This is a genomic window from Companilactobacillus kedongensis (assembly GCF_003946625.1).
Taxonomy (GTDB): Bacteria; Bacillota; Bacilli; order Lactobacillales; family Lactobacillaceae; genus Companilactobacillus; species Companilactobacillus kedongensis.
The window spans coordinates 38,561-50,908 of sequence record NZ_RHOR01000016.1; the positions used below are offsets into that span (position 1 = coordinate 38,561).

11 protein-coding genes are annotated in these 12,348 nt (G+C 36.3%); 7 read left to right on the forward strand and 4 right to left on the reverse strand.

Translation table 11 applies throughout. From position 1 onward, the window contains the following. The first annotated feature begins 13 nt into the window (after positions 1-13). Entirely contained in the window at positions 14-1,363 is a 1,350-nt protein-coding gene (locus EKM60_RS09160) for an FAD-dependent oxidoreductase (RefSeq protein WP_125714713.1), read from the forward strand. 119 nt (positions 1,364-1,482) lie between these two features. Here EKM60_RS09160 and EKM60_RS09165 read toward each other — a convergent pair whose 3' ends face one another. Then, entirely contained in the window at positions 1,483-2,157 is a 675-nt protein-coding gene (locus EKM60_RS09165) for an EAL domain-containing protein (RefSeq protein WP_125714715.1), read from the reverse strand. Positions 2,158-2,187: 30 nt separating this feature from the next. After that, complete coding sequence (locus EKM60_RS09170) at positions 2,188-2,619, reverse strand: GNAT family N-acetyltransferase (protein WP_125714717.1); 432 nt, start codon at positions 2,617-2,619, stop codon at positions 2,188-2,190. A gap of 142 nt (positions 2,620-2,761) precedes the next feature. Between EKM60_RS09170 and EKM60_RS09175 the strand changes: the two genes are divergently transcribed. After that, positions 2,762-3,751, forward strand: coding sequence for an ornithine cyclodeaminase family protein (locus tag EKM60_RS09175; RefSeq protein ID WP_125714719.1), 990 nt, complete (start codon positions 2,762-2,764; stop codon positions 3,749-3,751). A gap of 163 nt (positions 3,752-3,914) precedes the next feature. Beyond that, positions 3,915-5,270 carry an FAD-dependent oxidoreductase gene (locus EKM60_RS09180; protein ID WP_125714721.1) on the forward strand — a complete coding sequence of 452 codons (1,356 nt, stop codon included), beginning with the start codon at positions 3,915-3,917 and terminating at the stop codon, positions 5,268-5,270. Positions 5,271-5,817: 547 nt separating this feature from the next. Here the strand turns inward: EKM60_RS09180 and fba are convergent. Continuing rightward, the gene (fba, locus tag EKM60_RS09185; RefSeq protein ID WP_125714723.1) at positions 5,818-6,687 is read right to left on the reverse strand and encodes a class II fructose-1,6-bisphosphate aldolase; all 870 of its coding nucleotides are present in this window, start codon (positions 6,685-6,687) and stop codon (positions 5,818-5,820) included. Positions 6,688-7,091: 404 nt separating this feature from the next. Between fba and wecB the strand changes: the two genes are divergently transcribed. The 4 genes from wecB to EKM60_RS09205 all read left to right on the forward strand — a co-directional run bounded on the left by wecB (position 7,092) and on the right by EKM60_RS09205 (position 12,177). Continuing rightward, positions 7,092-8,234 carry a non-hydrolyzing UDP-N-acetylglucosamine 2-epimerase gene (gene wecB / locus EKM60_RS09190; RefSeq protein ID WP_125714725.1) on the forward strand — a complete coding sequence of 381 codons (1,143 nt, stop codon included), beginning with the start codon at positions 7,092-7,094 and terminating at the stop codon, positions 8,232-8,234. A 406-nt stretch (positions 8,235-8,640) separates the two neighbouring features. Continuing rightward, complete coding sequence (locus EKM60_RS09195; RefSeq protein WP_125714727.1) at positions 8,641-9,828, forward strand: glycine C-acetyltransferase; 1,188 nt, start codon at positions 8,641-8,643, stop codon at positions 9,826-9,828. Between the two features lie 31 nt (positions 9,829-9,859). Further along, on the forward strand, positions 9,860-10,816 hold the full coding sequence (locus EKM60_RS09200; RefSeq protein WP_125714730.1) for an L-threonine 3-dehydrogenase: 957 nt from the start codon (positions 9,860-9,862) through the stop codon (positions 10,814-10,816). Between the two features lie 29 nt (positions 10,817-10,845). Further along, entirely contained in the window at positions 10,846-12,177 is a 1,332-nt protein-coding gene (locus EKM60_RS09205) for an APC family permease (protein WP_125714732.1), read from the forward strand. A gap of 52 nt (positions 12,178-12,229) precedes the next feature. On the opposite strand, the gene EKM60_RS09210 is transcribed toward EKM60_RS09205, so the two are convergent. Continuing rightward, positions 12,230-12,348: IS3 family transposase (locus EKM60_RS09210; RefSeq protein ID WP_164508307.1), on the reverse strand; the 119-nt coding region annotated here is incomplete at its 5' end.

Here is a 12,348-nt window from a genome sequence, read left to right on the forward strand (position 1 = left end):
GGAGGAAATTAATGTGAAAGTTATAGTAGTTGGTTGTACACATGCAGGGACAGCTGCCGTTGATCAGATTTTAAAAGATCATCCCGGAACAGAAGTCACAGTTTATGAACGTGACGATAATATTTCCTTTTTATCCTGTGGGATCGCTCTATATTTAGGACGCAGGGTAAAAAAATTGGAAGATATGTTTTATGCTGATCCTGAGACTTTGGAGAAATTAGGATCTAAGGTCTGCATGAAACACGATGTTTTAAAAATTGATGCTAAGAATAAAAAAATCATGTGTGAAAATTTGGAAACACATGACGTTTTTGAAGATAGTTATGACAAATTGATCATGACGACTGGTTCGTATGTTCAAGTGCCACCGATCATGGGAATCGACAATTCAAAAATTTTGATGTGTAAGAGTTATGCTCAAGCTAAAGCTATTTATGAAACAGCTAAGGACAATAAGCATATCGCAATCGTTGGTGCTGGATATATTGGAGTAGAGTTAGCTGAAAGTTATGCGAATACTGAACATGAAGTTACTTTGATTCAATCAAATGATCAAGTTTTGAATCATTATTTAGATCCGTCGATGTCAGATAACGTCGTTAACTTACTTAAGGAGCATGGCGTAAATGTATTTCTAAACGAACATGTAACTGGCTTTAGTGGCGATGATCAAGTTGTGATCGAAACTAGTCAAGAAGATCACAAAGCTGACTTAGTAATCGTCTGTACTGGATTTATCGCTAATACCGATTTATTACGCGGACAAGTTGAGATGGATCGTCATGGTGCCATCATTATTAATGAATATGTTCAAACGTCTGACCCTGATATTTATGCAGCCGGGGATGCTTGTACGGTTAATTTTAATCCGACAGGAAAGTCATCTTATATGCCTTTAGCAACTAATGCTATCAGACAAGGTGCTTTAGCAGGAATGAATGTTTTTGGAAATATTCAAAAGTATATGGGTACACAGGCTACGTCAGGAATGGAATTATTTGGTTATACTGTTGCTTCAACTGGCTTGACCTTAACAAATGCTTTGGAACATGGTTTTAACGCTGACGCAGTGGTATATCACGATTACTATCGTCCTGACTACATGCCAACGACGGAAATGTTAACGATTAGATTGGTTTACGATAAGGATAGTCGCAAAATTTTGGGTGCTCAATTCTTTAGTAAACATGAAGTGGCCCAATCCGCTAACACGATATCAGTATGTATCCAAAATAATAATACGATCGATGATTTGGCCTTTATTGATATGTTGTTCCAACCTAATTATGATAATCCGTTTAATTATTTGAATTTGGTTGGTCAAATGGCCGTTGATAAAGAACGCGGTTGTGACCAAGAATAGTCTTTAGTTGTTGTTTCCAGGTTTGAGAATATTCTCAGACCTTACGACTGGATTATAATTAGCTATATGTAAAGAGGAACCGTATTACTTCATATTTGAAGTAATGCAGTTCCTCTTTTTTATTTGTCACCGTTTAGTTTAAGTAAATGTGGTCGACCATAGAAATAACCTTGTCGTAGGTCTATTTCTAATGAATCAGCTAGTCGGTCGTCATTTTTATCTTCGATACCTTCTAAAATAAAGCGTAAATTGTGTTCATTAGTAAAGTCACGCCAAAATATAACTTTATTTTCGATATCAGGATCACGAAATTTTTCGGCAAAGTTTTGAATCGCAAATTTCATTTCGTCAGCAAGTGGAACTAGTGAATTGATACGTTCTAACTTATTTTCTCCAGTGCCGACATCGTCCAAACTAAAGTCCATCCCGTAATCTTTGAATTGCTTGATCAAGGGAATCATTTGTTCGTTGGTCCACTGTTCGTTACCTGGTTCTTCAGTTAATTCGACAACTAATTTGAGTGGACGAAGTTGGCTTTGAGAAAGAATAATAGCCTTTCTTACTTCAGGGTCCATTAATTGTGTACGATTGAGGTTAACTGAGACTGAACCGATCTTTAATGACAGTAGTTTAGTAGTTTCTATCAGTACTTCGGCCAGAGTATGTGAAGGAATATCTGAAAAATGAACTGGAGGACGCCAACCTTCTGGGGTATCCCGTTTCATTAATAACTCGTAACCGATCAAGGTATTATTGTACTTATTTAGCTGTGGTTGAATAAAATATCTATACATAGTTATCCCCTAATCATAGTTATACCTATATTATAGATCCAGACGCATATCATGATGCAAGATTCCAGCATCGAGATATTGATCACTGACAACATGAAATCCTAATTTCTTGTAGAATTCTTGTGCTTGATCTTGTGCACCTAAAATAATATATTGGTAATCTTTTTTGGCCTTTCTGAAAATATCTTTTAACAGAAATGAGGCTAGTCCTTGGTTACGGAATTCCTTTAAGACGGCAACACGTTGAACATGGACACCATTATCTTCAGTTGGAAAATATCGTGCTGTTCCCGCTGGTTTGCTATCAATATACAAAGTGGCGTATGTACAGGAGTTTTCCATTTCGTCTACTTCTAAAGAAGAAGGGACATTTTGTTCTTCTACAAAGACTTTTTTTCTGATCATTAAATCATCTTGATATATTTGTGAGTTCAAATTATCTGAATATTTTATTTCTCTCATAATATTTCTCCTAGCTTTTAAGTAATTTTACTTTAAATTTAACGATAATAGAAGAGTATTAGGACTTCTTATGCAAATGACTACATTAGTTGATATAATGAAACCGATTACTTCGTTTATCAAAATCATTGGAGGGGTAAACATGCGTTATTTATCTGCTGAAGATATAAAAAAAGTTTTAACAATGAAAGAGGCAATTGAGGAAGATAAGAAGGCCTTGAAACTGTACTCTGAGGGCAAAGCTGATATACCTTTGAGAACAAATTTATCAGTTGAAGGATATGGTCAAAGCCTTTATATGCCGGGATCGACAAGCGGGGATGATCCAACGTTAGGTTTGAAAATAGTTGCTGTTTATCCTGATAATCCTAAGTCAGGTTTACCAAGTGTTCCTGCAACAATGATCACACAGGATGCTAAGACTGGGGTTGTTAATGCGATTCTTGATGGAACTTATTTAACTCAGTTAAGAACTGGCGCAGTTCAGGGAGCGGCGACGGATCTGTTAGCTAAAGAAGATGCCAAAACAGCTCTTTTGATCGGTACCGGTGGTCAGGCATTAACACAATTGGAAGCCATGTTAACCGTTAGAAATTTAAAGTTAGTTTATATTTTTGATCGTAATAGAGAAAAAGCAGATGATTTTTGCAAGCAAGTACAAAGTGAATTTGCGGATAAATTTGATAGTGAATTTGTTGCCGTTGATGATCCAAATGAAGTCGTAGCTGAAGTTGATATTATTACTAGTGTTACAACTGCAAAATCAGCTACATTTGATGGCGAGCTCGTTCAACCGGGAACACATATCAATGGTGTTGGAGCATATACACCAGATATGTGTGAAATACCAGTCTCCGCTTTAAAAAAGGCTGATAAGATAATTTTCGATACTTTAGATGGAGTGTTAGCTGAAGCAGGTGATATAATTCAACCATTAGAAAAAGCTCTAATAAAAAAGACTGATTTTGATGGTGAACTCGGACAATTAGTCAATAAAAGTATTAAAGGACGTAAGAGTGATTCAGATATAACGATTTTTAAGACCGTTGGGACCGCTGTTTTGGACATAATTGTGGCAGATAAGATAGTTAAACAGGCGAGTTTACAAAATATTGGCACAATTCTTAAATAGAGCATCTAATGATTAAATTTATTTTTAGAATATGATAAGGTTATACTTAAAGGTATATCAAATATTACTTCATTATATGAAAGATTTATTCGCAAATGATGACGAGTATTTGGATATTAAAAGATGTAAGCTATATATTGAATAGGCATGGGAGGTTTTATCATTGAAAGTTGTAGTAGTTGGTTGTACGCACGCCGGAACAGCCGCTGTGGAACAAATTCTCAAAGATCATCCAGAAACTGACGTTACTGTATATGAACGTGAGGATAATATTGCATTTTTATCTTGCGGAATTGCTTTATACCTAGGTAGGATCGTTAATCGTTTGGAAGATATGTTCTACGCTGACCCTGATACATTGAGACAAGATGGTGCCGACGTTAAGATGAAACATGAAGTTTTAAAAATTGACTCTAAAAAGAAAACGCTCGTTGTTAAAGATCTTGAAACTGGAAAAGAATATGAAGATAGTTATGACAAATTGATCATGACTACTGGATCAAAAACCTATACACCAGTTTTGAAGAATTTTGATAACCCCCGCATTTTGCTATGTAAAAATTACGAACAAGCTCAACAAATTTATGAATCAGCTAAAAATTATCAAAGTATTGCCATCATTGGTGGTGGCTACGTTGGTGTTGAATTAGCTGAAAGTTATGCCAACACAATTCACAATGTTACCTTGATCCACGCTGGTGAGCAGGTATTAAATCACTATATTGATAAACCGATGTCTGATAAAATTGTTGGTCTTTTGAGAGATCACTATGTTGATGTTTTCTTAAATGAACGTGTTTCTGGCTTTGAAGACGGTGATGAAATCACCATCAAAACTAACAAAGGTGAGCATAAAGCTGATTTAATTATTGTATGTACTGGTTTTGTAGCTAATACCGATCTTTTAAAGGGTCAGGTTAAAACTGGTGAGCATGAAGAAATCGTCGTTAATGAATATGTTCAATCATCAGATCCTGATATTTATGCAGCAGGAGATTCATGTTCGGTTAACTTTAATCCTACACAAAAACCTGTCTATATTCCTTTAGCCACTAATGCCGTTCGTCAAGGATTCTTGGCTGGAAAGAATATTTTTGGAGATATTCAAAAATATATGGGAACACAGGCCTCTACAGGTTTAGAATTATTCGGTCATACTTTGGCATCAACAGGTGCAACATTGAAGAATGCACTAGATGATGGTATTAATGCAGATTCAGTTATTTATAACGATTATTATCGTCCAACATTTATGCCAAGCAATGAAATGTTAATGATTGATTTAGTTTACGATAAAGATACAAGAAAAATTTTGGGTGCTCAATTATTCAGTAAGCACGAAGTTGCACAGTCAGCTAATGCCTTGTCTATCAGTATTCAAAATGGTAATACTATTGACGATCTAGCTTTTGTTGATATGTTATTCCAACCTAATTATGATAATCCATTCAACTATTTGAACTTAGTAGCTCAAATGGCGATTGCTAAAGAAGAACAAGAAGCTAAAGCTAAGAAGTAGTCCGTTAGGGCTATTTTTTTTTGTGCTTTTTTGCCGCCAACGGTGTCGAGTAATTCCATCTGTTGTGTTGACCGGTCCCAGCCAAGGTCTGGGGCCTCGATTTCAAGCTTTACTATCGCAAATCTTGGAATCGTCAGTGGAGTAAAACTCCACATTCACAACTGATTCCATTACTCGACACCGCTAGCTATATTAACCACTCTTTGTATTATGGACGTTAATCCGATTTTTCATTTAAAATTGCATTTTTAACTTTGAATTAATAATAATTGGATATGATCTGGCTATTCTGAATTTACTAAGTATCTAGCCGGAGTTGGTGAGAAATCTACCAGTGGTAAAAGTGGTGTTAGGGCTTTAGCCCTTACACCACAGACGTATTTTGAGATTTGCGATAGCAAAGCTCAAAATCGAGGTCCAAGACTGCGGCTTGGACCGGTCTTACCACAGGTGGAATTTCTCACCAACGCAGGCGGCATAATAAAACAACAAAAAAAACGAAGACTCAGATGAGTTCTTCGTTTTTAGTATATTTAAATAATTAGGATTATTTAATTGATGGTGTACCGAACCATGCGATACGTTCCTTAGTTGTTTCTGTAATAGCCTTTGCACCAGGTGCTAGTAACTTACGTGGGTCATAACCTTTTTCATCGATGTCAAGATCTTTCTTAGCTTCGATGTATTCACGTGTTGCTTTGGCAAATGACAATTGTAATTCAGTATTAACGTTAACTTTTGAGATACCCATTGAAACAGCCTTGATGATTTGTTCCTTAGGAATACCTGAACCACCGTGAAGTACAAGTGGTGTATCAATAACGTCAGCTAATTCCTTAAGACGGTCAAAGCTTAAGCCTTTCCAGTTAGCAGGGTAAACACCATGAATGTTACCAATACCAACAGCAAGGTAGTCAACACCAGTTGCGTTAAGTGTCTTAGCTTCTTCAACATCAGCTAATTCACCTAAACCAACGATACCATCTTCAGTACCACCGATTGAACCAACTTCAGCTTCAACAGAGATACCTTTAGCATGAGCTAATTTAACGATTTCCTTTGTTTTTGCAAGGTTTTCGTCGAAAGGTAAGTCATGGCCATCAAACATAACTGAGTTGTAACCAACTTCGATACATTCTTTAGCAGCTTCGTAGTTACCGTGATCCAAGTGCATAACAACAGGAACTGTGATACCCATTGATTTGATTGTGTCTTGTACTAGGTGTAGACATAATTCATAGCCACCCATGTACTTAGCAGCACCCATTGATGTTTGAACCAAAACAGGTGTGTTTGTTTCTTGGGCTGCAGCTAAAATTGAGCGAGTCCATTCCAAGTCGTTGATGTTAAAAGCACCAACAGCATATTTTCCTGCACGAGCTTGTTTGAAAATTTCGTTTCCGTTTGTTAAAACCATCGATAATCCTCCAATAAATTCATCTTTAGAATACAATCATCATTTTAACGCAAAACACGAATAATTAGTATCTTTTTTACAAAACTATTTACAGTAAAGTATCGGTTTTGAAATGAAAATAGGCTATAAAAGCTATTATATAAAGGATTACTAAAATTATTAAAATAATCCACCAGTATTTTTTACTGTCGGATTTGATAAGGGTATTATAAATTGCCATGACAAGAAAAAATGCCACTAAAGTAGTAAAGACGCTTAAAGTAATCAGTAAGGGTAAATTTATCATAATAATATTATTATATCAGAATATTTTCTGAAAACTCCTCTTGATTGATTAGTCTTGGCTACGTTAGGCTTATCAAGTTATTTCTGATATAATTTGAACAGTTATTGAGGTGAATACTTTGGATAAAATTAAAGTTATGACAGTCTTTGGAACAAGACCAGAGGCAATTAAAATGGCACCACTAGTTTTAAAATTAAAACAAAATAGTGATCGTTTTGAGACAGTGACCGTAGTTACTGCGCAACACCGTGAAATGTTGGACTCTGTACTGGAAATATTCAAGATCAAGCCTGATTATGATTTGAATATTATGAAGGAACGTCAAACATTGAGTGGGATCACAGGCCTAGTTCTTAAAGAACTCGGCAGCATCATCGAAAAGGAAAATCCTGATATTGTCCTTGTTCATGGTGATACTACGACAACTTTTAGTGCTGCACTATCAGCCTTTTACCATCAAACAAGTATTGGTCACGTTGAAGCTGGACTTAGAACTTGGAATAAGTACTCTCCATGGCCAGAAGAAATGAATCGTCAAATGACAGATGATCTAGCTGACTTGTACTTTGCTCCTACTAATGAAAGCAAAGCCAATCTGTTAAAAGAAAATCACAAAGGTGACAATATCTTTGTTACAGGTAACACGGCTATTGACGCTTTGAGTAGTACAGTTCACCAAGATTATCATCACGATATTTTAGATATTATCGATCCTAATAAGAAAATGATCTTGGTAACGATGCATCGTCGTGAGAATCAAGGCGAACCTATGAAGCAAGTTTTCAATGCTATGAAAAAAGTTATCGAAAAACATGACGATATCGAATTGATCTATCCAGTTCATCTAAATCCAGTTGTTCAAAAGACTGCTAAAGATATTCTGGGAGATGTTGATCGAGTTCACTTGATCGATCCATTAGACGTTGTTGACTTTCACAATCTAGCATCTAAGAGTTACTTTATCATGACTGATTCGGGTGGAGTTCAAGAAGAAGCACCATCTTTGGGTAAACCAGTTCTTGTTTTGCGTGACACGACAGAACGTCCAGAGGGTGTTGAAGCTGGAACTCTTAAATTAGTTGGGACAGACGCTAGTGTCGTTGAAACAGAAATGAACAATCTTTTGGATAATGACGCTGAATATCAACGTATGGCTAATGCTAAGAATCCTTATGGTGACGGAAAAGCTTCTGAAAGAATTTTGGATTCTATTAGTTATTACTTTAAACAAACAGATCAAAAACCAAATGAATTTGAATAATAGGGTTCAAAAAGATAAATAAAAATATTATCTGGTGTGCACAAAATTGGACCACTTGTATACCGTTCTGATACACTGTATCAGAATTAGTCAACAAGTGGTCTTTTTTTGTTCTAAAAAAATATCTTTTTTCTTAGTATTAGAAAACTTTTTTATTAAATTTTGTCTAATAAATATTTTGGATTTGGAAATTTATTATCTAACTATCTTAATAACCATTTTATTATTAAATAGGCCTTTTTTACCTAAACTACATTTGCATACATTTAACTTGTGAAATCTTTTATATTGAATAATCGTTATATTAAGAAATTACTAATCATAAGCCGAGCCATTTAGATTGTAAGCGATTTCCTAACATGGTATATTCTCGGTGAACCAAATCTAATTGAAGGAGCAAATAGTTATGTCAGAGGTTTTACAAAAGTACTTGAGAGAGAATTTAGATGATCTTAAGCAAAAAGGACTTCTCAACACAATCGATGTTTTGGAAGACCATAATGGACCAATTATCAAGATCAATGGTCGTGAAATGATCAACCTGGCATCAAATAACTACCTAGGATTTGCCGATCGTGATGAATTGAAGGATGCCGACATGGCAGCTACTGAAAAATGGGGAGTTGGTGCTGGTGCCGTTCGACCTATTAATGGTACTTTGATGATTCATAAAGAATTGGAAGAAAAAATTGCCGAATTCAAAGGTACTGAAGCAGCAATCGCTTTCCAATCAGGATTCAACTGTAACATGGGTGCTATCTCAGCCGTTATGACAAAGAAAGATGCAATTTTGTCAGATGAGCTAAATCATGCTTCTATTATTGATGGTTGCCGTTTATCAGGTGCCAAAATTATTCGTGTTAAGCATCAAGATATGGACGATCTTCGTCAAAAGGCTAAAGAGGCAACTGAAAGTGGTCTTTACGAAAAAATCATGTATATCACTGATGGTGTTTTCTCAATGGATGGTGACGTTGCTAATCTTCCAGAAGCTATTAAAGTAGCAGAAGAATATAACCTTATAACTTATGTTGATGATGCTCATGGATCAGGAGTTATGGGACATGGTAAAGGAACTGTTAAACATTTCGGGCTTCAAGACAAGATCGATTTCCAAATGGGTACTTTATCAAAAGCCATCGGTGTTGTCGGAGGATATGTTGCCGGAACTAAAGAATTGATCGAATGGCTTAAGGCACGTGGACGTCCATTCTTATTCTCAACATCACTTACACCAGGAGCTTCAGCAGCATGTATTGCTTCATTAGATTTGATTATGGATCATCCAGAATATGTGGATCAATTGTGGGATAACGCAAACTACTTCAAGGAAAACCTTGAGAGAATCGGATTCACACTTTCAAAATCAGAGTCACCTATCACACCAGTTATCCTTGGTGATGAAAACAAGACACAACAATTTTCAAATAAATTGATCGAAAATGGCGTTTACGTTAAACCGATCGTTTATCCAACTGTTCCTCTAGGAACTGGACGTATTAGAAATATGCCAATGCGTACACATACTAAAGAAATGCTGGATCAAGCTATCACCGTGTACGAAAAAGTTGGTAAAGAGCTAGGCTTAATTTAAAAAAACACTTACCTTATTGGAGGATTTCACGATGAAAAAAGTTATGGTAACAGGTTGTTTAGGTCAAATTGGTTCAGAATTGGTAGCAAAATTGAGAGAAATGAACGGTCCTGATAGTGTTATTGCCACAGATATCAGAAGACCGCTCGACAATCCAACCGTTCAAGGTGGACCATTTGAAGAATTAGATGTTAATGATTATGACAAGATGCTACAAATTGCCAAAGATAATAATGTTGATACCTTGATTCACTTAGCAGCACTACTATCAGCTGTCGCTGAAAAGAAACCTCAATTAGCTTGGAATTTAAACATGGGTGGATTAGTAAATGCCCTTGAAGTTGCACGTGAACTTAACTTGAAGTTCTTTACCCCAAGTTCAATCGGATCATTCGGTCCTAACACTCCAAAAGATAATACTCCGCAAGATACTCTTCAAAGACCAACTACAATGTATGGTGTAACTAAAGTTTCTGGTGAATTATTGTGTGACTACTACCATACAAAATTCGGTGTAGATACACGTGGTGTTCGTTTCCCTGGACTTATTTCATATAAGACATTGCCAGGTGGAGGAACAACTGATTACGCTGTAGATATTTACTATGAAGCACTTAAAAAGGGTTCGTATGAATCATTCATTAAAGAAGGTACATACATGGATATGATGTATATGCCAGATGCTATCGACGCAGTTATTAAATTGATGAATGCAGATCCAGAAAAATTGGTACATAGAAATGCCTTCAATATTACAGCTATGTCATTTGAACCAGAAGACATTAAAGCATCTATCCAAAAAGTTATGCCAGAATTCGATATGACTTATGATGTTGACCCAATGCGTCAAACAATCGCTGACTCATGGCCAAACAGTATCGACCCAACATGTGCTAAAGAAGAATGGGGCTTTTCTCCAAACTACGATTTAGACGCAATGACACGCGATATGCTTGATAAATTAAAGGATAGAGTAACTCAAGGATAATAATTCTTGTTTAACTCAGAGGTGAACAAATGGGAGAAGGAACAACTGATCTAAAGAAAAATATTGGATTTGTTGCTGCTTTGTCCACCGTAATGGGTACAGTTATTGGTGCAGGTGTATTTTTCAAGGCCGCTGTAGTTTCTGAAGCCACGGGAACTGTAAGTTTATCACTATTAGCTTGGTTTTTAGGTGGTGTGATCACCATCTGCGCTGGTTTAACTGCCGCTGAACTGGCCGCTGCAATCCCTGAAACTGGTGGAATGATGCGCTATATCGAATATACTTACGGAAAGAAGCCAGCCTTTTTGCTAGGTTGGGCTGAAACAGTAATATATTTCCCTGCCAATATAGCCGCATTAGCAATTATATTCAGTACACAATGCATTAATTTGTTTGGCTTAAGTCCAAGTTTACTGGTTCCGATAGGAGTAGCGATTGCCTTATTCCTAACTTTGACCAACTTATTAGGCTCCAAAGTTGGTGGACATGTTCAATCGTTTACAACACTATTTAAACTTATTCCTATCATTGTAATTGTTGTCTTTGGTTTATTTGCTAAATCAGACGTTCAAATCAGTTTATTGCCGGTCACAGCTGGAAAAGACTTAGGCTTCGCCACTGCCTTAGGACATGGATTACTTGCCACAATGTTTGCTTATGATGGGTGGATCCATGTTGGAAATATTGCCGGAGAGATGAAGAACCCTAGAAAACATCTACCACAGGCTATCCTGTTTGGATTAGCCGGAATCATGATCGTTTACATGTTGATCAATTATGTATTTCTCAAAACAATGCCGATCGGTCAAATCATTGGTAATAACAATGCTGCCTCAGATGTTTCAACCGTATTATTCGGAGAATTAGGTGGTAAATTAGTAACGATCGGTATCCTGGTATCGGTATTCGGAGCAATTAACGGATATACGATGACAGGTATGCGTATCCCTTATGCTATGGCATTGAATAATACTTTGCCATTCAGTAAACAACTGAAAAAGTTATCTAAAAATGGTATTCCAATTAATTGCGGTATCTTACAGATAGCAATTGCTTGTATCATGATTTTCTTAGGTGCATTTAATACCTTGACTGACATGCTGATCTTTGTAATCTGGATTTTCTATACGATGACATTTCTTGCTACTATGATTCTTAGAAAACGTGAACCAGACATGCATAGACCCTACAAAACCCTCTTTTACCCTGTAGTCCCGATTATTGCCATTCTCGGAGGCTCCTTCATTGTAATTAATACATTGTTTACCCAAACAATACTTGCTTTAGTAGGATTAGCATTGACGTTTATCGGATTACCTATCTACCTATACAAATCAAGGCAAAAAGTAGATACAGAATAGTAAATATAAAAAAAGCACCCGTTGATCTGAACCCTTAAGTTTGGACAAATAGTTATGCTGCTTTTTGAACGGAAAGTTCTCGGTATTTTACCGGAGACTTTCCGTTTAATTTTGTTTTAATACGTCTATTGTTATAGAAGTCGATCCATTCAGTCATTGACTGAATGAGAT

Bases quoted from the DNA above. Each gene is read 5' to 3' on its own strand.
- EKM60_RS09175 (WP_125714719.1), top strand. From the start codon at position 2,762: ATGCGTTATTTATCTGCTGAAGATATAAAAAAAGTTTTAACAATGAAA.
- EKM60_RS09165 (WP_125714715.1), bottom strand. From the start codon at position 2,157: ATGTATAGATATTTTATTCAACCACAGCTAAATAAGTACAATAATACC.
- fba (WP_125714723.1), bottom strand. From the start codon at position 6,687: ATGGTTTTAACAAACGGAAACGAAATTTTCAAACAAGCTCGTGCAGGA.
- EKM60_RS09195 (WP_125714727.1), top strand. From the start codon at position 8,641: ATGTCAGAGGTTTTACAAAAGTACTTGAGAGAGAATTTAGATGATCTT.
- EKM60_RS09205 (WP_125714732.1), top strand. From the start codon at position 10,846: ATGGGAGAAGGAACAACTGATCTAAAGAAAAATATTGGATTTGTTGCT.
- EKM60_RS09170 (WP_125714717.1), bottom strand. From the start codon at position 2,619: ATGAGAGAAATAAAATATTCAGATAATTTGAACTCACAAATATATCAA.
- EKM60_RS09200 (WP_125714730.1), top strand. From the start codon at position 9,860: ATGAAAAAAGTTATGGTAACAGGTTGTTTAGGTCAAATTGGTTCAGAA.